Origin of the sequence: Micromonospora sp. NPDC048842, from assembly GCF_040649935.1 — a bacterium.
Lineage (GTDB): Bacteria > Actinomycetota > Actinomycetes > Mycobacteriales > Micromonosporaceae > Micromonospora > Micromonospora hortensis.
The window spans coordinates 60,296-79,842 of record NZ_JBEZGK010000031.1 but is presented as its reverse complement, the minus strand read 5'-3'; the positions used below and the strand labels follow the sequence as shown (position 1 = coordinate 79,842).

The 19,547-nt window shown below is 72.9% G+C and carries 20 protein-coding genes; 7 read left to right on the top strand and 13 right to left on the bottom strand.

Going from position 1 to position 19,547, the window contains the following annotated elements; translation table 11 throughout:
- Positions 1 to 281: 281 nt before the first annotated feature.
- The 4 genes from AB0C19_RS29880 to AB0C19_RS29865 all read right to left on the bottom strand — a co-directional run bounded on the left by AB0C19_RS29880 (position 282) and on the right by AB0C19_RS29865 (position 5,493).
- Positions 282 to 1,565, bottom strand: a complete 1,284-nt coding sequence (locus AB0C19_RS29880; RefSeq protein ID WP_112698363.1) for a citrate synthase — start codon at positions 1,563 to 1,565, stop codon at positions 282 to 284.
- A gap of 277 nt (positions 1,566 to 1,842) precedes the next feature.
- Positions 1,843 to 3,903, bottom strand: coding sequence for a sulfatase-like hydrolase/transferase (locus AB0C19_RS29875; protein ID WP_357190678.1), 2,061 nt, complete (start codon positions 3,901 to 3,903; stop codon positions 1,843 to 1,845).
- Positions 3,896 to 5,326 carry a methyltransferase domain-containing protein gene (locus AB0C19_RS29870; protein ID WP_357190676.1) on the bottom strand — a complete coding sequence of 477 codons (1,431 nt, stop codon included), beginning with the start codon at positions 5,324 to 5,326 and terminating at the stop codon, positions 3,896 to 3,898. The genes AB0C19_RS29875 and AB0C19_RS29870 overlap by 8 nt, the downstream gene beginning before the upstream one ends.
- Positions 5,327 to 5,343: 17 nt before the next feature.
- Positions 5,344 to 5,493, bottom strand: a complete 150-nt coding sequence (locus AB0C19_RS29865) for a hypothetical protein (RefSeq protein ID WP_165947858.1) — start codon at positions 5,491 to 5,493, stop codon at positions 5,344 to 5,346.
- Positions 5,494 to 5,694: 201 nt separating this feature from the next.
- Here AB0C19_RS29865 and AB0C19_RS29860 point away from each other — a divergent pair, with 201 nt between their 5' ends.
- Complete coding sequence (locus AB0C19_RS29860; RefSeq protein WP_357190689.1) at positions 5,695 to 6,543, top strand: arginase family protein; 849 nt, start codon at positions 5,695 to 5,697, stop codon at positions 6,541 to 6,543.
- 25 nt (positions 6,544 to 6,568) lie between these two features.
- Here the strand turns inward: AB0C19_RS29860 and AB0C19_RS29855 are convergent, their stop codons facing one another.
- The 3 genes from AB0C19_RS29855 to AB0C19_RS29845 form a co-directional block, all read right to left on the bottom strand.
- The gene (locus AB0C19_RS29855; RefSeq protein WP_357190687.1) at positions 6,569 to 8,014 is read right to left on the bottom strand and encodes a HAMP domain-containing sensor histidine kinase; all 1,446 of its coding nucleotides are present in this window, start codon (positions 8,012 to 8,014) and stop codon (positions 6,569 to 6,571) included.
- Between the two features lie 31 nt (positions 8,015 to 8,045).
- Positions 8,046 to 8,792 carry a response regulator transcription factor gene (locus AB0C19_RS29850; protein WP_357190674.1) on the bottom strand — a complete coding sequence of 249 codons (747 nt, stop codon included), beginning with the start codon at positions 8,790 to 8,792 and terminating at the stop codon, positions 8,046 to 8,048.
- Positions 8,793 to 8,905: 113 nt separating this feature from the next.
- Positions 8,906 to 9,136 (bottom strand): hypothetical protein, encoded by a 231-nt coding sequence (locus AB0C19_RS29845; RefSeq protein WP_112587606.1) that lies wholly within the window; start codon positions 9,134 to 9,136, stop codon positions 8,906 to 8,908.
- 199 nt (positions 9,137 to 9,335) lie between these two features.
- Here AB0C19_RS29845 and AB0C19_RS29840 point away from each other — a divergent pair, with 199 nt between their 5' ends.
- The 3 genes from AB0C19_RS29840 to AB0C19_RS29830 all read left to right on the top strand — a co-directional run bounded on the left by AB0C19_RS29840 (position 9,336) and on the right by AB0C19_RS29830 (position 12,038).
- Complete coding sequence (locus tag AB0C19_RS29840; protein WP_357190672.1) at positions 9,336 to 10,283, top strand: serine/threonine-protein kinase; 948 nt, start codon at positions 9,336 to 9,338, stop codon at positions 10,281 to 10,283.
- Positions 10,284 to 10,353: 70 nt separating this feature from the next.
- Positions 10,354 to 10,779, top strand: coding sequence for an OsmC family protein (locus AB0C19_RS29835; protein WP_357190670.1), 426 nt, complete (start codon positions 10,354 to 10,356; stop codon positions 10,777 to 10,779).
- A gap of 410 nt (positions 10,780 to 11,189) precedes the next feature.
- Complete coding sequence (locus AB0C19_RS29830) at positions 11,190 to 12,038, top strand: hypothetical protein (RefSeq protein WP_357190668.1); 849 nt, start codon at positions 11,190 to 11,192, stop codon at positions 12,036 to 12,038.
- A 26-nt stretch (positions 12,039 to 12,064) separates the two neighbouring features.
- Here AB0C19_RS29830 and AB0C19_RS29825 read toward each other — a convergent pair whose 3' ends face one another.
- The 5 genes from AB0C19_RS29825 to AB0C19_RS29805 form a co-directional block, all read right to left on the bottom strand.
- The gene (locus AB0C19_RS29825) at positions 12,065 to 12,586 is read right to left on the bottom strand and encodes an ATPase (protein ID WP_357190666.1); all 522 of its coding nucleotides are present in this window, start codon (positions 12,584 to 12,586) and stop codon (positions 12,065 to 12,067) included.
- Positions 12,587 to 12,700: 114 nt separating this feature from the next.
- Positions 12,701 to 13,147, bottom strand: coding sequence for a response regulator (locus AB0C19_RS29820; RefSeq protein WP_357190664.1), 447 nt, complete (start codon positions 13,145 to 13,147; stop codon positions 12,701 to 12,703).
- An 84-nt stretch (positions 13,148 to 13,231) separates the two neighbouring features.
- Positions 13,232 to 13,579 (bottom strand): STAS domain-containing protein, encoded by a 348-nt coding sequence (locus AB0C19_RS29815; protein ID WP_357190662.1) that lies wholly within the window; start codon positions 13,577 to 13,579, stop codon positions 13,232 to 13,234.
- A gap of 116 nt (positions 13,580 to 13,695) precedes the next feature.
- Positions 13,696 to 14,733 (bottom strand): cobalamin-dependent protein, encoded by a 1,038-nt coding sequence (locus AB0C19_RS29810; RefSeq protein ID WP_357190660.1) that lies wholly within the window; start codon positions 14,731 to 14,733, stop codon positions 13,696 to 13,698.
- Complete coding sequence (locus tag AB0C19_RS29805; RefSeq protein WP_357190658.1) at positions 14,730 to 16,487, bottom strand: PP2C family protein-serine/threonine phosphatase; 1,758 nt, start codon at positions 16,485 to 16,487, stop codon at positions 14,730 to 14,732. The genes AB0C19_RS29810 and AB0C19_RS29805 overlap by 4 nt, the downstream gene beginning before the upstream one ends.
- A gap of 210 nt (positions 16,488 to 16,697) precedes the next feature.
- Here AB0C19_RS29805 and AB0C19_RS29800 point away from each other — a divergent pair, with 210 nt between their 5' ends.
- The gene (locus AB0C19_RS29800) at positions 16,698 to 17,036 is read left to right on the top strand and encodes an STAS domain-containing protein (protein WP_357190656.1); all 339 of its coding nucleotides are present in this window, start codon (positions 16,698 to 16,700) and stop codon (positions 17,034 to 17,036) included.
- 75 nt (positions 17,037 to 17,111) lie between these two features.
- Here the strand turns inward: AB0C19_RS29800 and AB0C19_RS29795 are convergent, their stop codons facing one another.
- The gene (locus tag AB0C19_RS29795) at positions 17,112 to 17,426 is read right to left on the bottom strand and encodes a hypothetical protein (protein WP_357190654.1); all 315 of its coding nucleotides are present in this window, start codon (positions 17,424 to 17,426) and stop codon (positions 17,112 to 17,114) included.
- A gap of 200 nt (positions 17,427 to 17,626) precedes the next feature.
- Here AB0C19_RS29795 and AB0C19_RS29790 point away from each other — a divergent pair, with 200 nt between their 5' ends.
- Both AB0C19_RS29790 and AB0C19_RS29785 read left to right on the top strand, forming a co-directional pair.
- Positions 17,627 to 18,604, top strand: coding sequence for a DUF2267 domain-containing protein (locus AB0C19_RS29790; protein ID WP_357190652.1), 978 nt, complete (start codon positions 17,627 to 17,629; stop codon positions 18,602 to 18,604).
- Positions 18,605 to 18,707: 103 nt separating this feature from the next.
- On the top strand, positions 18,708 to 19,502 hold the full coding sequence (locus AB0C19_RS29785) for a fused MFS/spermidine synthase (RefSeq protein ID WP_357190650.1): 795 nt from the start codon (positions 18,708 to 18,710) through the stop codon (positions 19,500 to 19,502).
- Positions 19,503 to 19,547 lie beyond the last annotated feature (45 nt).

The following is a 19,547-nucleotide window of genomic DNA, read 5'->3' as shown; positions in this document are numbered from 1 at the left end:
TCTGCGCCCGCTCCGCGGACGACAACCTCTGCCCCGGCATGACCCCTCATCCTGACGAGAATCCACCCCGTTGCAACAACCACTTGAGCCCAAGGCCACGGACACCGCGCCTTCAAGGAACCCGAGTCGATCGTACCGACGCGGGGCGGCGCGGCGCACGGACACCGTGCCTCAAGGAGCCCGAGTCGATCATGCCGGGGCGGGGCAGCGCGGAGCGCGGAAAGGCGGCAGGCCGCCGACCCGGGAGGGGTCGACGGCCTGCTGGTGCAGCGAGGAGCGGGTCAGCGCTCGCCGAAGGGGACGTAGTCCCGCTCGGCGGAGCCGACGTAGACCTGCCGCGGACGGCCGATCTTGGTCTCCGGGTCGTTGATCATCTCGCGCCACTGGGCGATCCAGCCGGGGAGCCGGCCGAGCGCGAAGAGCACTGTGAACATCTTGGTCGGGAAACCCATGGCCTTGTAGATCAGGCCGGTGTAGAAGTCCACGTTCGGGTAGAGCCGACGGGAGACGAAGAAGTCGTCGGCGAGGGCGATCTCCTCCAACTCCATGGCGATGTCCAGCAGCGGGTCGGGCTTGGCCATCCGGCCCAGCACGTCCTGCGCGGCCTTCTTGACGATCGCCGCCCGCGGGTCGTAGTTCTTGTAGACCCGGTGGCCGAAGCCCATCAGCTTGACGCCGTCCTGCTTGTCCTTGACCTTGCGGACGAAGGACCGGACGTCGCCGTCGCCGGCGTGGATCTGCTGGAGCATCTCCAGCACCGCCTGGTTCGCGCCACCGTGCAGGGGGCCGAACAGGGCGTTCACGCCGGCCGAGACCGAGGCGAACAGGTTGGCGTTGCTGGAGCCGACCAGGCGGACGGTCGACGTGGAGCAGTTCTGCTCGTGGTCGGCGTGCAGGACGAAGAGCATGTCCAGCACCTTCGACATCACCGGGTCGACCTCGTACGGCTCCGCCGGCACGCCGAACGTCATCCGCAGCAGGTTGTCCACGTACCCCAGCGAGTTGTCCGGGTACAGCAGCGGCTGACCGATGGACTTCTTGTACGCGTACGAGGCGATGGTGGGGACCTTCGCCATCAGCCGGACCGTGGAGATCTCCACGTGCTCGGAGTCGAACGGGTCCAGGCTGTCCTGGTAGAAGGTGGACAGGGCGCTCACCGCGGACGAGAGCACTGCCATCGGGTGGGCGTCCCGGGGGAAGCCGTCGAAGAAGCGGCGCATCTCCTCGTGCAGCAGCGAGTGCCGCCGAATCCACTCGGTGAACTCGGTCAGCTGCTGCTCGGTCGGCAGCTCACCGTAGATGAGCAGGTAGGAGACCTCCAGGAAGGAGGACTTCTCGGCCAGCTGCTCGATCGGGTACCCCCGGTAACGCAGGATGCCCGCGTCGCCGTCGATGTAGGTGATCGCGGATGAGGCAGCGGCGGTGTTGACGAAACCGGGGTCGTACGTGGTCATCCCGGTTTCCTTCAGCAGCTTGCTCACCCCGATACCGGCGGGGCCCTCGACCGCAGGATGCACCGGCATCGACAGCTGCCCACCGGGGTGATCGAGCTTGACTTCCGTCATGTGGTTCCTCGCTTCGCCGGCAGATCTACGTTGAATTGCCTTCGCTTCTACCGTAATTGCGGCTCGGGGGACAACGCCCGCCGTGGTTCGGCGGTGAGGTATGCGTCACCCGATTCCCGACCGGGCGGCCGGGAAACCCGGCATCCCGCCAGACGAGACCGGACCGAATCGAACCCGGACCGACCCCGGGATCGGACCGGACCGAACCCGGACGCCAGCCCGGACCAACCCCCGGACCGGACCCGGGGACCAGGCCGGACCGAACCCGGAAGCCAGGTCACGACAGCGTGAGGCGTCGCAGCGTACCGTCCGTCGCGACCTGGAAGACGTCGAGCTGGTTGGTGCCGGCGTGGAAGAGCTTGTCGTCGGCGAGCAGCGCGGCGAACCGGCGTCCGCCGGGGTCGGCGGGCACAACCGGGACGACGGCCCCGATGCGGCCGTTGACGGCGACGGCGAGGAGCGTGCCGTCCGGGATCCGGTCCGGGACGTCTCCCCAGACCAGTGCGGGGAGGGTGCCGGTGTCCGGGTCCGTGGCGGTGAACGCCGCCAGGTCGGCGACCCGGGCGCTGCCGGCGGCCGGGCCGGCGCGTACCTCGGTGCCGACCAGGGGGTGGGGTGTCGGCAGGGGTGGCGGTGCGGGCACGCCACCGGGGAAGGTGACCGGTTCGCCGGGGCGGTCGTAGAAGTGTTTCGTACCGTCGGTGCGGGGGGCCTGCCGGGCGGAGCGCCCGTCGACCCGCCAGGGCAGCCGGACGCCGGCCTCGTCGGCCACTGTCGGCAGCAGATCGACGTGTTCCCAGTTGCGGTCGTCCACCCGGCCGGCCTGCTGCCGGGGTTCCTTGACGAACGTCGGCACCCAGGCGACCTCGCCGGCGGCGGCCTTGATGGCGTCCATGCCCCGGCCCTGCGCGCCGGGGCGGAAGCTGACGCCGTGGTCGGCGGTCACCACGACGAGGGCCTGGTCGTAGAGGCCGTTGGCGCGCAGCGTCCGCAGCGTCTCGCCGATCAGCCGGTCGGTGTAGCCGAGCTGGGCGAGGTGCCGCTGCCGGGCCAGGTCGACCCAGCCGGCGCCGTCGTTGGGCAGGTCCTCGGGGGCGTCGTAGCGGGACCCGGACGGAAGGTACGCCCACGGTGAGTGCGGCATCAGCAGGTGCAGGAAGTGCAGGGTGGGCCGGGTGGTCGGCTTCAGCCCGGCCAGGAAGCTGGTGAACCGGGCCGGTTGGTTGTCGTCCAGGCTGTCCCAGCGGAACTTCGGGTCGGCCGGCACCGGTTCGGCGGCGTCCAGGCCGGCCTCGGCGCGGGTCTGCTCGCGGTAGGAGTCCTCCGGGTCGACAGCGCTCTCCGTCGGCCCGGCGACCCGGCCGAGCAGCTTGCCGGTCTCCCGGACCAGCACGCCGAGCCCCTGCTCCGGGGTGACCGGTTGCTCGCAGCGACTGGGTGGGCAGAGCCGGGTGATGCTCTCCTCGGCGCGGATGTCGTACAGGCCGCCGAAGGCGGTGAAGATGTTGTCCGGGTACTGCGAGTAGTGCGGGGCGACCGGCTTGGCCGGGTAACGGCCGGTGAGCATCGCCGGCAGCGCGTTGGGCGTCCACCCGCTGACGCCGGTGGAGTTGCGGTACCAGGTGGAGCCGCCGGCCAGCTCGGCGAAGTGCGGGTACCGCCCGGCGTCGATCTTCCCGTCCGCGCCGAGCAGGCTGACCAGCGGCAGCTCGTCGAGGATCAGCATGACCACCGGCGGGTGCACGGCCGAACCCTGCGCGGTGCCGGCCGCGCCACCGTCGCCGCGCGGCAGGACCACCGCCGAGGTGGGTGAGGCGAGCAGGAAGAGCGCCACGAAGGCCGCCGGGCCGGCGGCGGCCAGTCGCAGCATCAGGCCCGGCGCCCGCCACCGCCGGTGCACGGCCGCGCCGGCGGCTCCGGCCAGCACTGCCACCAGCAGCAGCGGTACGCCCCGAAGTGGCGTCACGTGTCGGCCCACCTGCACGGCGAGGGCGGCGACCAGCAGCCCGACCAGCCCGGTGTGGGTGAGGGCGCGGGCGGTCCGGCCGGCCAGTCGGCTGAGCGCGCCGAGCAGCGCCACCGCGACCGTGGGGACCACAGTCACCAGGGCGAGCAGCAGCAGGATCTGGGCCGGGTCGGCGCTGTGGAAGAGGAAGAAGTCGGGGCTGCGGCCGAGCACGTCCAGCAGCGGCTGGGTGACCACGAGACCGACCAGCGCGACGATCTCCAGCAGCCGACCCAGCTCCCCTCGCCAGCCCCGGTCCCACCGTCGGGGAGTGGGAGTCGGGGACCGCCGGTCGGGCGGGGCCGGCGGGTCGACGGAGGCCGGTTCAGCCACCCATCACCGTCCGGTAGAGCGTGCGGGTGCCCGAGGGCAGTTCCAGCCGGTCGGTGATCCGTCCTCGGGCGGCGAGCAACGTCTCGAAGGTGTCGCGTCGGTAGTCCGGGAAGAGACCGGCGGGCTTGTTGGCCAGCAGCCGGGTCGCCATCGGGTCCTCCGGGTGGACGAACTCCACCACCACAGCGCCGCCCGGCGCGGTCAGCCCGGCCAGCCAGTCGATGACCTCCGGCAGCGGCACGTTGCGCCCGATCGCCAGGTGGTGCACCACGGCCAGGGCGAGCACCACGTCGGCGGACGCCCGCTCGGCGAAGCCGGCCCGCTCGACGCCCCGCCAGCCGCCGCCCGGCGAGGGGTCGGCCAGGTCCAGCACCAGCGGCAGGATCCGGCGCTGCCCCTCGGAGCGCAGCTGTCGGTACAGCTCGTCGACGACCGTGGGGTCCTGCTCGACGGCGACCACGTAGTCGGCGTGCCCGGCCGCCAGCCGGGAGTACCGGCCGTCGTTGGCGCCGAGGTCGAGCACCAGGCGGGGGCGGGTGCCGGCGGCGACAGCGACGGCCACGAACTGCTCCTTCGCCACCCGGTCGCGGGCCGAGTAGCCGCAGGTGCGTTGGTAGTCCGACCAGTGGCTCTCGGGCGGGCGGCGGTCCAGCTTGCGGACCAGTTTCTCGATGCCGCGTACGGTGGCGAGCAGCAGCTCCCGGGAGAAGCCGGCGGCCCGCAGTTGGTCGCGTACCTCGGTGGTGCTGGCGGCGGCGTTGCGTTGCTGCATGGCCCCGTGCAGGTGCAGGTGGGTCAGCACGCCGGGGCGCAGCCGGCGGGCGCCGTTGAAGAGTGGCCGTAGCTCGTCGGCCTCGATGCCGTCGACCCGGGCGCGCAGCCACGGTTGGAAGTCGACGCCCAGGTGGGCGGTGAGCATCAGCGGGTAGAGCACGGTCTGGCAGAACTGCCGGTAGCCGGCCCACGGTTCGCCGTCGCGCACCGGCTCGAACGAGCCGATGTCGATGAAGACCGGTTGGGCGCCGCGCCACTGGAGGTTGTACGCCGAGCCGTCCTTCGTGGTGAACCCCTCGCCGAGCGCGGCGGTCAGGATCTCCAGGTGCAGCAGGGCGGCGTCGCGCAGCATGCTGAACGACCACTCGTACGGGTGGGAGACGAACGGGATGCGCTCGTGGCGAAGCACTGCCGCCCACGGTGCCCCGCTAGCGGCCGGCACCAGGGTGGGCGGGGCGTCCTCGGTGGCGCAGACCTTGCGCGCGGCGACAAGGGCCGGGAAGAACGTGCTGTCGGTCAGTGCCCGCCAGTGCTCGGCGGCCTGGGGGTCCAGCCCGCGCAGCACCTCGTCGCCGACGTGGAAGACCCGGTTGGCGGGGTCGCGGAAGGAAGCCGGCTCGGGCCGTACCTCGGTGGGTGAGATCGCCATCGTCGGGGCTGGCCCGCTCAGCGCTGGTCGGTGGGTTGCCGGCGGAACCGGTCGACCAGCCGTCGCCAGTAGAGTTTCGCGGCGACCGCGGCGCCAGCCACCCCACCGACGACCGCCTGCACGATCAGGCTGCCGGACCCCGCGTCCAGGTAGGCCAGATGTTCCACCGATCGCTCCTTGCCCTCGCCGCCTCGACACCGGCGTCCCAGGGCGTACACCGATGAGGCTTTTGACCCAGAAAGCCGGACTTGTCCCTCACCGTACGCCGGTCGTCGTCGCTGTCGCGGGCACATCGGCGTACTCCCAGCCGCACCACAGAATGCGGCCGGGACGGCCGGCCGCGCCGGTACGCTGCGGACGTGCGCTGGATGATCGTGGACGCGCCGCTGGACTCCTCGGGCGCCGGGCGCGGCGAGGAGCGGGCCCCTGCCGCGCTGCGCCGCGCCGGCCTGCGCGAGGCCCTGGCCGCCGACGACGACGGGCGGATCGACGAGGCGCGGTTGCGCGACCCGAACCGCGACCCGGCCAGCGGGGTGATCGGCGCGGCGGGCCTGGTCCGGGCCGGCGGCGCCATCGCCGCGCGGATCGGCGCGCTGATCGCGGACGGCCACCGACCACTGGTGCTCGGCGGCGACTGCGCGATCCTGCCCGGCATCTGCCGGGCCCTGCCCCCGGCGACCGACCTGTGGTTCGTCGACGCCCACCCGGACTTCCTCGACGGCGCTACCTCACCGACCGGTGAGGCCGCCGACATGGACCTCTCGGTGGTCACCGGGAACGGCCCCGCCGCCGCCGTCGGCCCAGACGGCGCGCTGATCGAACCCGGCCGCGTCCACCTGCTCGGGCACCGCCCGGCCACCGACGAGAGCAGCCGGGTCGAGGCGGCCCGGATCGACCCGGCGATCCACCAGGTCAACGCCGCCGAGTTGCGACGCCGGGGCGCGGCGACGGTCGGCGCGAGCCTGGCCACCGACGGGGACGGACCGGCCTGGCTGCACCTCGACCTGGACGTTGTGGACCCGCGCGACCTGCCCGCGGTGACCTACCCCGAGCCGGACGGCCCGCGCTGGGCGGACCTGATCGCGCTGGTCACGCCGTTGGCCCGCGCCGACCGGCTGCTCGGGATGAGCGTGACCGACCTGAACACCGACGAGGACCCCGACGGGCGGCACACCCGACGCGTCGTCGAGGTCCTCACCGAGATGCTGGTCGGCTGACCGGCGCCGGTCTGCCGTGCGCCGACTATGCGTCGGCTGTGGCATTCGGCAACCGGACGGTGAACAGGGTCCGACCCGGACGGCTGTCCACCCCGACAGTGCCGTGGTGGGCCTCCACCACCGCCGCGACGATCGCGAGACCGAGACCGGTGCTGCCGTGCGCGCGGGACCGGGAGCTGTCGCCCCTGGCGAACCGCTCGAACATCTCCGGTTGCAGCTCCACCGGCACCCCCGGCCCGTCGTCGGCGACGGTGAGCACGGCGCTGGCGGCGTCGACGGCCAGCGTGGCGGTGACAGTGCTGCCGGGCGGGGTGTGCACCCGGGCGTTGGTGAGCAGGTTCGCCACCACCTGGTGCAGCCGGGCGGCGTCGCCGGGCACCCGGATCGCCACCTCGGGCAGTGCGAGCTGCCAGCGGTGCTCGGGGCCGGCGACGTGCGCGTCGCTGACCGCGTCCACCACAAGGGCGGTCAGGTCCACCGGTTCGACAGCGAGCGGCCGACCGGTGTCGAGGCGGGCCAGCAGCAGCAGGTCGTCGACGAGGCTGGTCATCCGGGTGCTCTCCGACTCCACCCGGCGCAGCGCGTGCGCCACGTCGGCGGGGACCTCGTCACGGCCACGCCGCGCCACCTCGGCGTAGCCGCGGATCGCCGCGAGAGGCGTCCGCAGTTCGTGGCTGGCGTCGGCGACGAACTGGCGTACCCGGGTCTCGCTGGCCTGCCGGGCGGAGAGCGCGTCGGCGACGTGGCCCAACATCCGGTTCAGCGCCGCGCCGACCTGACCGACCTCGGTGCGCGGGTCGGTGTCGGCGACCGGGACCCGGACGGCGAGCGCCACCTCCCCCCGGTCCAGGGGCAGCTCGGTGACGCGGGTGGCGGTGGCGGCCACCCGGTTGAGCGGTCGCAGGGTCGCCCGCACGATCAGCGCGCCCGCCACACCGGCGAGCAGCAGCCCGACCGCGGCCACCCCGGCCTGGGCGGCGACCAGCGCCCAGACGGTCTCCTGTACGCCGGAGAGGGGGACCGCGACGACGCGTACCCGGCCGTCCCAGTACTGGCGGGCCACGGCCCGGTAGTCACCGCGGTCGCCGAGGTCGACCGTGCGCGGTCTGGAGTCGACCGGCAGGTCCGCCAGCGCGGCGACCTCCCCCACCGGGACGGACTGCGGGTCGGGGAACGCGTTGGAGACGCTGTTGGTCAGGGTCCGGGCGCTGGTCACGCGGCCGTCGCTGATCTCGGCGACCACCGCGCCGGACGGTAGCCCGGCTGGGATGCCCGGTCCGTTGCCGGGAAACGCCGGCCGTCCCGGCCGGTCGCCCCGCGTGGCCGTGGCGGGGGCCAACTGCGCGTCGAGCCGGTCGATCAGGAAGTGCCGCAGCGCCACAGTGGTCAGGCCACCGATGACGACGCTGACCAACGCCAGCAGCGCGAGCAGGGCGAACACCAGTCGGGTACGCAGGGAGCGCCCGGCCAACCACCCGCGGGCGGCGCGCAGCGGGCGGCGCCTACTCGGCGGGTTTGAGGACATAGCCCGCGCCGCGCAGTGTGTGGATCATCGGTGCGCGACCGGCGTCGATCTTCTTGCGCAGGTACGAGATGTACAGCTCCACCACGTTGGCCTGGCCACCGAAGTCGTAGTTCCACACCCGGTCGAGGATCTGCGCCTTGCTGAGCACCCGGCGCGGGTTGCGCATCAGGTAACGCAGCAGCTCGAACTCGGTCGCGGTGAGGGTGACGAGCTGGCCGGCCCGGCGGACCTCGTGGCTGTCCTCGTCGAGACTGAGGTCACCGACGATCAACACCGCCTCCTCCCGGGCGGCGATCGCCAGCCCGGAGCGGCGCAGCAGCGCGCGCAGCCGGGCGATCACCTCCTCCAGGCTGAACGGTTTGGTGACGTAGTCGTCGCCGCCGACGGTCAACCCGGCGATGCGCTCCTCGACCGCGTCGCGGGCGGTCAGGAAGAGCACCGGAACGGTGGGGGCGTGCTCGCGCAGCCGGCGCAGCACCTGGAAGCCGTCCAGGTCCGGCAGCATCACGTCGAGCACCACGGCGTCCGGCTGGAACTGTCGGGCCGTGCCTAACGCCGCCATGCCGTTGCCGGCGGTGCGGACCTGCCAACCCTCGTAGCGCAGGGCCATCGACAGCAGGTCGGTGAGCGTGGGTTCGTCGTCGACCACCAGCACCCGGACGGGTTCACCGTCGGGGCGACGCAGCTCGATCCGGCTCGGCGCGGTCTGCCCGTTCATGACCATGGGCCCCATGGTGGCCGCCGCGCCTGTGCCGCGCCCCTGCGGAGGCTGTGCGCGAGCTGTGCGGCCGGATCGACGCGACGCCGGCGACGCCACCGGTCAGCCCCGCCTCGTGGTCACTCGGACACCCCGTACGCGTCGGTGCGCACGAACCGCATGCTCCAGCCGCCGGCCTCGTCGGGCCGGTCGCGCTCGTAGAGGTGGTCGGGGCCGGGCTGCACGGAGCCCGTGCCGTCCGGGTGCCGCATGATCCAACGCTGGGGTGGGGCGCCGTCCGACCCGGCCGGCAGCAGCCGGACCAGGCCGTCCGCGGGCCCGCCGACGAAGCGTACGGTGACCTCGCTCATCGCGGCGTCCCCTCGGGTGACCGTGCCGGCACAATCGGTGACACCGGCTCTGGCTCGCAAGCTACCGCACCTACCGCCGTGACGCAGCGAGGTGCGCAGGGCCGCCCGCCCTGAATCGGGCGCCGGTTTGCCCAGCTCGGCGCTCGGGTACCGCCACGTCAGCACCCGCCGTCGGCGGGGCGAGGACGAGGAGCGGTCGATGCGGATGCTGGACGGGCGGTACCGGCTCGAACAGCGCATCGGTGTGGGCGGGATGTCCGAGGTGTGGCGGGCCTACGACAAGGTGCTGGATCGGCCGGTCGCGGTGAAGCTCATCTCGCCCGGCCACGACGACCGGGACGGCCCGGTGGACCGGATCCGCGCGGAGGCCCGGTCGGCTGCCCGCCTGGAACACCCCAACGTGGCCAGCGTGCACGACTTCGGCACCTCCTCGACGTGGCCCGGCCGACCGGTGCCCTACATCGTCATGGAGCTGGCCGAGGGTGAGACGCTCGCCGTGCACCTGCGCGCCGGGCCGCTGGACTGGCAGATCGCGGTGCGGGTCTGCGCGGAGGTCGCCGCCGCGCTGGCCGCCGCGCACGCCGAGGGCATAGTGCACCGGGACGTCAAGCCGGCCAACGTCATGCTCACGCCGGCCGGGGTGAAGGTGCTCGACTTCGGCATCGCCATCGCCGCCGGTGCGCCCGACCCGATGCCGACCGGGATGGTGCTGGGCACCCCGGCGTACCTGGCGCCCGAGCAGCTGGACGAGGCGCCGGCCACCCCCGCCGCCGACATGTACGCCCTCGGCGTGCTGCTCTACTACAGCCTCACCGCCCGCCTGCCGTACCGCGCGGCGACCTCGAACGAACTGCTCGACGTACGCCGCCGTCGGCCACCGGAGCCGCTGCCCGACATCGACGGGCTCCCGCCGGAGGTCGCCGAGCTGTGCCATTCCTGCCTCGCCGACGACCCCGAGCAGCGTCCGACCAGTCTGGTCGCCGCGCTGCTGCTCGCCGAGGCGGTGGACGCCCGGGTGTACGTGCCGATGACGATCCCGACGACCCGCCGGCCCGCGCCGACGTCGCCGTGGACCGAACGGGCCGCCGCCGAGGCCACCGAGGCGGTGGCACTCGTGGACGAGCCGAACCTGCCCGCCGGGCGCTGACCTGACGACCAGCGGCGTTTCGTCGGACGGCGAAGGGGTAGCCGTCCTGGTGAGCGACGGGAGAAACGCGATGCCGGATCAGAGTTCCTGGCTGCGTGAGGCCACAGCGACCGCCGAGGGCGGTCACGTACGCACCGACGATGGCGGGCTCTCCACCGCGCTGGCCTCACCGCTGGCGCCGCACTGCACCGGGCTGACCCCGGAACAGTTGCTGGCCGCGGCCTTCGCCTCCTGCCTGCATCACGCGGCGGTGGAGGTGGCCGGGGAGATCACCGACGAGGCACACACCGTGCAGGTCCGCGCGGAGGCGAAGCTGGGGCGGGACACCGACGGCCGATACCGGGCCGACGTCCACGCGGAGATCTCCTCGGCCGGGCTGAGCCGAGATCAACTGGCCGACCTGGTCGAGTACGCCGACCGGCTCTGGCCGTTCTCCAGCAGCGACACCAGCCGACACCGCTTGACTGTCACACCGGCCGAGAACGGCCGACACTGACTCCACGCTCCAGCCCCACCCGCCCACACCCGCCCGCACCCGCCCGCACGCCCCGCTGCGCCGATCTTGCACTTTCGGTCGTCGATATGAGGGTTAATGCCCCTTACGTCGCCACAGTAAGTGCAAGATCGCCGAGGTGGGGGGTCTGGGGGGTGGGGACGGGGGCCGGTTGGTGGAGGGTGGATCGGTTTTTCGGCTGAGTCCTTGACGTGGCCGGACGTGCGGGCGGCGGAGCGGCCGGGCGACCGCATTCACCAGGCAAGTCGGGAATAACCGTCTCGGGTTATCCGCGAGGTTGATCAGCTTCGCGGTTGTTATGCCCGCTAAAGTCGGCATGATCAGGGCAAATTGTGGCGCATGCCACTGTACGGACTGATGGCATCGGGCATTCAGCTCTTTAGCCTCGTCAGGTGCATCCCGACGACCCCTCTGCCCAGAAGCTGACCGACGCGCGCCCGACCACCCCCTCGGACGACGCCGCATCAACCGAACGGACGATCGGCCGTCACCGCGCTCCCGAACCATCGCGTCGCGCCCTACTGGGCTCGACCCCGGTGCGGGTGGCCCTTGCCACCGGTGTCACCTGCTGCCTCAGCCTCGTCGCTGTCGCCACCGCGCGAGGCAACGACGACACCCCCCGTACGGTCGAGCCGCTCGCCGAGGCGGTGGCCGACCGCGCCGCCATCGCCGACGAGCGCGCCTCCCGGTCGCTGGACCGCGACGCCGCCCCCGCCCGGATCCTGCCCAGCCCGACGGCGAAGCCCACGCCCACACCCACCGCCGTCCGCAAGGCGCCCAAGAAGCCGGTCAAGCCCCGCCGCCCCCGGCCGGTCGCCGGCCTCGACCAGGCACAGATGGACAACGCGAAGATCATCGTGGACGTCGGCCTGGAGATGAAGATGCCGCGCCGCGCCCTGGTGGTGGCACTGTCCACCGCCATGCAGGAGAGCAACCTCTACAACCTGGCCAGCGACGTCCTCCCGGAGTCGGCGGAGTATCCGAACCAGGGCAGCGGATCCGACCACGACTCGGTCGGGCTGTTCCAGCAGCGGCCCAGCAGCGGCTGGGGCACCGTGGCCCAGCTGATGCGCCCGTCGTACGCCGCGCGGGCCTTCTACACGGCGCTCAACGAGATCCCCGGCTGGCAGGACATGAGCGTCACCTCGGCCGCCCAGGCCGTGCAGATCTCCGCCTACCCCGACGCGTACGCCCAGCACGAGGATCGGGCGACCACCGTCGCGGCGGCGCTCACCGCCTGAGCCGGGCACCCACTGCCCGTACGTCCTCAGCGACGGCCCGGCGGTCGCTCCGCGCCCGCGTCCGGGCCACCGACCCCGACCCGGCTGCCCGCCACCCCGGCGGCTGCGGTGGGGGTGTCGGCGGGCACCTGGTCGACAGTCACCTGGCTGAGGATCTCGTCCACCCGCACCTCGCGCCGTCGGCGAACGTCCAGCGCCGCCTCGAAGTCACGTCGGGCCTGCACGGCCTCCGCGTACGCCCGCTCCCGCACCCGCCGTGCCTCCTCGCGGGCCTCGTCCAGCTCGGCGCGGGCCTGGGCCAGGATCTCGGCGGCCTCGCGCCGCACCGCGTCACCGGCGTACCGGGCGGCGGCGTCGTCGCCCAGGTCGAGTCGTTGCAGGAGCCCGCTGAGCCAGGCCGCCTCCTGGCGGATCTCGTCCCACTCCCGGGTCGCCCCGGCCGCGCCCTCGGCCCGCGCCGCGAGCCGGGACAACCGGATCCCCAACTCGTCCAGGCAGTAATCCACCTGCCGCTGGTCGTAACCGGTCTCAACGACGGAGAATCTCATACTGTCGCCCCCCAGGCAGCTGCTGTTACTTCCCCACCTGGATCCTCGGCCGCGACCGCTCGCGCCGAGGAGGTTCGGGAAAATTGTTCAGCATGCGCGCAGGTGGCGCGGGCCTCAGATGCGCTTGGGCAGCACGACGACCCGGCCGAAGAACTCGTCGATGCGGCGGACCACGTCGTTGAAGTCGTCCAGGTCGATCGGCTTGGTGACGTACGCGTTGGCCTGCAACGTGTAGCTGCCGACGATGTCGGTGTCGGCGTTGGAGGTGGTCAGCACGACGATCGGGATGGTCCGCAGATCCTCGTCCTGCTTGACCGCCCCGAGCACCTGCCGACCGTCCATCCGCGGCATGTTCAGATCCAGCAGGATCACGTCCGGTCGGCGGGCCTGCTCGTGCCGGCCCTCGGCGCGGAGAAACTCCATCGCCTCCTCGCCGTCACTCACCACGTCGATGATCTTCTCGACGTCGGAGTCCGCCAGCGCCTCCTCGATCATCAGCACATCACCCGGGTCGTCGTCGACCACCAGGATGCGTACCGGCTGCGGGCTGTCTGCGCCCATCACTACCTGCCTCGGAGTCGGCGGGGACGGGACCCTGACGGTCACCGCGTTGGCGGGGAAATGCTGGCGGGGAAATCTAGCCCATCAGGAAGCGCTGCGGGACGCGGGGTCGACCGACTCCGGTTCGTAGCGCAACACGTCGGCGAGGCCGGTCACCCGCAGCACCCGCTCGACCCGCCCCTGGGCGCCGGTGAGCCGGAGCCAACCCCCATCGGCCGCCGCCTGATTGTCGCCCCGGACGAACACGGCCATGCCGGTGGAGTCGCAGAACGTCAGGTCGGTCAGGTCGAGCAGCACCCGGGTCTCGCCCGTCGCGGTGAGCCGGTCGATCGCGGCGGTCAACTCGGGGGCGGTGCTCAGGTCCAGCTCGCCCACGAGCCGGAGGCAGGCGCCACCACCGTCGCGCTCGACGTAGTTGACGCTGAACGTCACCGTTCTCCCCCTCGCTCCACCCTCGGGTGGGACGTTTGCAGTCCGGCAAGTATACGCAGAGCTGACTCGTGCGCCGCCGAGCGCGGTGATCGATCCGGATGCCACCGGCGGGTCGGTCAGCGGGCGGTGGCGGGCAGCGCCGCGCATCCCAGCGCCAGCGCCCGCGCCGCCCGGGGAAAGTCCCGCAACGCGGCGGCGTAGTGCTCCAGTGGCAGGACGACCGCCCCGGCGGGCACCCCACGACTGCCCAGAATCCCCGACAGCCACTCCACGAACTCGGTGAACAACGAGGGGTCGTCGACGTAGACCGCCGCGGCCAGGAAATCCACTATGTGGCCCAGGTCGCTCACTGTCGCGTCGAGCTGCGCGGCGGTGTACGCCCGCGCCGCCGGCACCCGCTCCCGCAGCTCTGTCAACGCGCTGTCGATGAGCTCGCCGCGACGGCGCACCAGGCTGGCGTACTCGTCGTCGGCCAGGTGGGCCAGCCGCGCCGGCGGCACCCCGCGCAGCGCCCGCTCGTCGGCGATCAACTCGGCCGCCGAGGGCGCGTCCGGCGCCCAGGCCACCCCGAGCCGGCGTGCCCACCGGCCATCAGTGCCGAACCCACGCCCGCCGACCACCACCGGCACGTCCGAGCGGCGGCAGGCCTCGATCATCCGATGGGCGTACGGCAGGCGCATCGGTAGCGCGCACGCCAGCGCTACCGCGTGCGCGTCGTAGCGGTGCAGGTACGACACGAGGTGCGCCGCGGGGACGCTGGCGCCCAGGAAGGTCACCTGCCAGCCGCGTAACCGCAGCACCTCGGCCACCAGCCGGGGCGGCAGCGCGTGCCACTCGCCGTCCATGCAGGCGACCACGACCCGGCCGCCGGTCGGTCGCGGTTTGACGTGCGCGGAGACAGCCGCCACCACCTGCTCGCTGATGTGGGTGGCAGCGTGCTCCTGGGCGACGCTCCACTCGTTGCGCGCCCACCGCTCGCCCACCTCGGCCTGGGCGGGCGCGACCAGGTCGAGCAGCACCCGCTCCGCCGGGACGCCCGAGTCGAGCAGGCCTATCGCCAGGTCGGTCGCGGCGTACTCGTCGGCGTCGGCGAGATGTTCCAGGTAGCCGGAGTACGCCTCGCCAAAGTTGGTGATGGCCGTGGCGGCGGTCACGCGTCAGTCCCCTCCGTCTGCTCGATGCCGGCGGGCACCGAGTGCAGGTGCCGCGCGTTGCGCCCGCTCAGGCCTGCCGCCCGCAGTGCCAGCACGGCGATGTCGTCGTGGTCGCCCTGCGCCAGCCAGTCGCAGGTGATCTGTTCGACACGTTCGGCCAGGGCCGGCGCGGGCATCCGGTGGCAGCCGGTCAGCGCGGTGACCAGCCGCTCGGCGCCGAACTGCTCGTCGCCGCGCCGGCCGCCCCGGGCCTCGGTCACGCCGTCGCTGTAGAGCAGACAGGTCTCGCCCGGCGCCAGCCGCACTGTCACCTCCCCGACGCGGGGGTCGGACACCACCCCGATCAGCATGCCGCGCAGCGGCACCGTCTCCACCTCACCGGAGGCGCGCAGCACCAGTGGTGGCAGGTGCCCGCCGCCGGCCATGGTGAGGGTGAGGCCGCCGTCGCGCTCCGGGCGGGCCACGCCGAGCACGATCGTGGCGAAGCGGCCCTGGCCGTGCGCCTGGGTCGTCTCCAGCAACGCGTCGTTGAGCAGCCGCAGCAACCGCGCCGGGTTCGACTCCAACCGGTGCAGCGCCTGGAGGCACTGGCGCAGTTGGCCGGTGAAGACGGCGGCTTCGACGCCCTTGCCCGATACGTCACCGAGGAAGAACACCGAACCACCGTCGGTGAGCCGGTGCGAACCGTAGAAGTCGCCGCCGATGCGCAGCCCCGCCTGCGCGGGTCGGTACGCGGTGCCCCACTGCACACCGGCGGCCTCGACCGGCTCGACCGGCAGCAGGCTGGCCTGGAGGGTGTCGGCCACCTCGGCCTGGTCGCGATAGAGCAGGGCGGTGGTCAACGCGGCGCCGGCGCGGGCCGCGAACGCGCGGACCAGCTCCACGTCGTCCTCGTCGTACCAGCGGGTGGCGCGGCGGGCCACCAGCAGAACCCCAACCGGCGCGTCGCGCCCCGGCAGCGGGACGACCCGGGCGGCGCTGTCGGTGCCGGCCAGCCCCGGCAGCCAACCGGCGTCGACGGCCTGCTCGACCAGCCAGTCCACCGCGTGCGGCTCGGCACCGGTCAACCCGTCGGCGATGGCGGTCGGCAGCTCGCCGCCGGCCAGTACGCCGCTGTCCACCGTCGGCGCCTCGTCGTCGCTGCGTGAGGCCCGCCACCAGCGGGCGCGCCCGGCCCGTGGGGCGAGCACCAGCACCGCCACCTCGGCCAGGGTCGGCACGGCGAGTCGGACGACCGCGGCGGCAGCCCGGTCGGGGTGCAGTGGGTTGCCCAGCTTGTCGCCGACCACGGCCAGGAACGCCGAGCGGGCCCGCTCGGCGAGAAGCGCGTCGGCGCGGCTGACGCTGTCGGTGACGTCCTCGACGTACCAGCAGCAGCGGTCACCGGAGAGCGGCACCTGGCGCGCGGTGAGCCGGCGGCCGCGATGGGTGAAGCTGCCGGGAACGCCTTCGCTCAACCCGGGCACACCGGCCGCGCCGAGCAGCTCGCCGGGCGTCACCTCGGGCAGCAACCGCTCAGCCACCGGGCTGACGTGCCGCACGACGCCATCGGCGTCGCAGACCACCAGGCCCTCCCGGAAGTGCTCGACGACCTCCAACCAGTCGGGCGTGGCCTGACCCCGGTCGGGGGCCAGCGGCGGCAGGGCCGCAGCGGGGCGGCGGACGTCGGCGGACCACGCCGAGGGTCGTGTCGTGCTCGGCGTGGAGAGCCGTCCGTCGCCCGGGTCCCAGTCCCTGACGTCGGAAGCAGTCACCAGCTGAGCCTCACTCCTTGTCGTTCACCGAACCCGTGCCGGAACCGGCGTCTACGGTCAAAACTCTCCAGCCAGCCTACGCCCGAACCCGGAAAGCGGCATCTCACGGCAGGTGGCGGCACCGCCACAACGCGGGCGTTGGGCCAGGGACACGGCGGCGTACCGCCGCCCCCGCTTTGCGTTTCGTCGCTCGACAAGGAAAATGGTGGGATGCCCGACCAGCTGTTGACCATCGAGACAACCCGGCTTGCCGCCGGGACCGTCCGACTCCGGCTGACCGGTGAGCTCGACTACGACAGCGCGCCCGAGCTGGTCGCCGCGGCGGCCGAGCTGCGCGGCGACGACGACGCCCCGGTTCTCGTCGACCTGACCGGGGTGACCCTCTGCGACTCCTCCGGGCTCAGTGCGTTGCTGGTGGTGCACCGCGCCGCCGGGGCGATCCGACTGACCGGAGTCAGCCCTCAGCTTCAACGAATGCTGGACCGCACGGGCCTGAGTGAGTTGCTGGCCGAGGCGCACGCCGACGACGACGTGCGCGCCATCGGCTGACCCGTAGGCCACCCCGGGAAGCGAGACGGGGTGGCCCCCGACCCTGGGACCTGGGGTCGGGGGCCGGAGGAATGTCTAGGGTGCCGTCATCGGCTGGAGCCGGGGGCCGTCCTCACGCAGCTCGCCGATCGGGGTCGGGTCCACGTCCTCGGGCTCCCCCGAATCGGGCGTCTGGTACAGGTAGCGGACGAACTGCCCACCCGCCTCGTTGTCGTCCGCACCGGGCCACTGACCGATGCAGTCCATTCCGATCACCTCGCGGCCCGTTCCGTCGGCCTCCTCCAGCAGCGCCCACAGGCTCACCGGGTAACACCTGGTGACCTCGGGTGTGAGCTGCCAGCGGGCGTACCAGCCGGGTCGAGCGGGGACGATCTCGACAACTTCCTTCATGACGACCTTCCTTCCGCGTACCTCGGAAGAACTCCGGTCCTGAACCGATCGTGCGGCCCAGGTGGGTGAGCACCCCTCACCCCCGCCGGATGAAGCGTGGCGCGGGCCGCTCCGACCCGGCCGGCGGGCTCCGTTTCCTTCTCCCGGACGGCGGGAAGGCGACTCGCGCAGCCACGATCCCCAGCGGAAGGGATGCCAGCATGCGCAAGCAGATGGAGGGCGACAACCAGAGGCGTCGGGCACTGGCCCGGCAGGCCCGGGAACAGAATCGCCAGCCCAGCGAGATCGGCGCCAGCCTGAGCGCGTCAAAGCAGCTCACGAGCCTCGATGCGGGTAAGCGGGCCGGCCCGCCCGCGGCTGGAGCGCGCAAGTCGGACACCACGCGCGGGGGGCCGGCACCGCCGCCGGTCGGTAGCGCCGACAACCCGCGACCGCAGCCGTCCCCGCCGAGCGGCGCGGCCGGTGTGACCAGCATGGGTTACCACGACCTGGTCGACGAGGTCCGTCGTCGCGCCGGGGTCGACTTCAAGACCGCCAAGGTGGGCACCGAGGCGACCGTTCTGGTCCTCGCGTTCGCCCTGGAGGCCGCCGAGCGGCAGCGGCTGCTCGCCGCGGTGCCGGCGTCGCTGCACGACGTGCTGCCGGTCGACGGCATCGAACGGCACCAGGACCTGCCCGGGTTCCTGGCCGAGGTGGGCCGGATCAGCGGCAACACCCCGGAGCAGGCCCGGTACCAGGCCGAGGCGACGATCGCCGCGCTCGCCGAGCAGGACGGCGACCTGGTCGAGTCGTTGCACGTACCCGACGGGTTGCGCGACCTGCTGAACCCGCCGGAGGCCGGCGGCGGCCTGGTGGGCGCCTCCACCACCACACCCACGCTGGACGCCGACGAGATCAGCGCGGCGCTGGACGACCTGCCCTACTGGGCCGGCGACAGCCAGGGCCTCTACCGGGTGGTAGCGCTGCCGCCCGACAACCTGGACCGTGTGCTCGCCCGCCTTGACCGGCTGCGCCAGGACAATGGCCGCGGCCCGAGCATCGGGCGTCCGGGCGACACCGCCGCCGTGTTGACAGTCCGGACCAGCCAGGCCAACGGGGTCACCGCGCTCGACGTGGACCTCGCCCGCCAGATCGACGACGCGATCGACGAGGTGGGTGCCGGGATGGCCGGCGGCTGACCGGCCAGCACGACATCGGCGGACCGGCGGACCGGGGGCGACCCCGCTCCGCCGGTCCGTCCGCCGTGCCGGGTGCGCCGTGGGCTCGGCTAGCGTGCCGGATATGAACCGCGCCGCCGACCGGCTGGAGCTGGTCGCCGACCCGGTCCGGCGGACCGGGCGGACGCTGCTGTCCGCCGGGGTGGAGCAGTCGTACGTGGATGTCGAGGATCCTCGGCACCTGCACTTCGAGTACGTCCGAAGGATCGCCTCGGCAGTGGAGGTGGCGGCCCCGGCCGGCGCTCCGCTGAACGTCCTGCACCTCGGTGGCGGCGCGTTGACGCTGCCCCGCTGGCTGGCCGCCACCCGGCCCGGCTCCCCACAACGGGTCGTCGAGCGGGACGCGGCGGTGGTCGAGCTGGTGGCCCGGGAGTTGCCGCCGCTGCCGCAGGAGGTGCGGGTCGAGGTCGCCGACGCCCGGGACGCTCTGACCGACACCCCGGACGGCCGGTACGACCTGGTGATCGCCGACATCTACCGTGCGGCCCGGATGCCCCGGCACGTGCGCACCGTCGAGTTCGCCGCCGAGGTGGCCCGCGCCCTGCGCCCCGACGGGTTGTACCTGGTCAACGTCACCGACCTACCGCCGCTGGTCGCTACTCGGGTGCAGGTGGCCACCTTGCGGGCGGTCTTCGCCGACGTGTGCGTGGTAGGCGACCGGCGGATGTTGCGCGGCCGCAGGTACGGCAACGTGGTGCTGGCGGCGACCTCCCGCCCCGGCGGGCTGCCGGTGGCCCGGCTGGCGGTGGCCGCCCTGCGCGACCCGGTGCCCGGCGGGCTGCTGCACGCCGCCGCACTCGACACGTTCGTCGCCGGCGCCCACCCGGTGACCGACGCTGACGAACACTCCCGTCACTGATCGCCGTTGTGCCCGCAATGCCGGGTTTCCGACGGCGTGCGCGGG

Excerpts from the sequence above, each read along its gene's own strand:
- AB0C19_RS29860 (WP_357190689.1), top strand. The coding sequence starts at position 5,695 with ATGATCGTGGACGCGCCGCTGGACTCCTCGGGCGCCGGGCGCGGCGAG.
- AB0C19_RS29820 (WP_357190664.1), bottom strand. The coding sequence starts at position 13,147 with ATGGGCGCAGACAGCCCGCAGCCGGTACGCATCCTGGTGGTCGACGAC.
- AB0C19_RS29845 (WP_112587606.1), bottom strand. The coding sequence starts at position 9,136 with ATGAGCGAGGTCACCGTACGCTTCGTCGGCGGGCCCGCGGACGGCCTG.
- AB0C19_RS29870 (WP_357190676.1), bottom strand. The coding sequence starts at position 5,326 with ATGGCGATCTCACCCACCGAGGTACGGCCCGAGCCGGCTTCCTTCCGC.
- AB0C19_RS29840 (WP_357190672.1), top strand. The coding sequence starts at position 9,336 with ATGCGGATGCTGGACGGGCGGTACCGGCTCGAACAGCGCATCGGTGTG.
- AB0C19_RS29800 (WP_357190656.1), top strand. The coding sequence starts at position 16,698 with ATGCCCGACCAGCTGTTGACCATCGAGACAACCCGGCTTGCCGCCGGG.
- AB0C19_RS29785 (WP_357190650.1), top strand. The coding sequence starts at position 18,708 with ATGAACCGCGCCGCCGACCGGCTGGAGCTGGTCGCCGACCCGGTCCGG.
- AB0C19_RS29825 (WP_357190666.1), bottom strand. The coding sequence starts at position 12,586 with ATGAGATTCTCCGTCGTTGAGACCGGTTACGACCAGCGGCAGGTGGAT.
- AB0C19_RS29790 (WP_357190652.1), top strand. The coding sequence starts at position 17,627 with ATGCGCAAGCAGATGGAGGGCGACAACCAGAGGCGTCGGGCACTGGCC.
- AB0C19_RS29835 (WP_357190670.1), top strand. The coding sequence starts at position 10,354 with ATGCCGGATCAGAGTTCCTGGCTGCGTGAGGCCACAGCGACCGCCGAG.
- AB0C19_RS29795 (WP_357190654.1), bottom strand. The coding sequence starts at position 17,426 with ATGAAGGAAGTTGTCGAGATCGTCCCCGCTCGACCCGGCTGGTACGCC.
- AB0C19_RS29850 (WP_357190674.1), bottom strand. The coding sequence starts at position 8,792 with ATGGTCATGAACGGGCAGACCGCGCCGAGCCGGATCGAGCTGCGTCGC.
- AB0C19_RS29880 (WP_112698363.1), bottom strand. The coding sequence starts at position 1,565 with ATGACGGAAGTCAAGCTCGATCACCCCGGTGGGCAGCTGTCGATGCCG.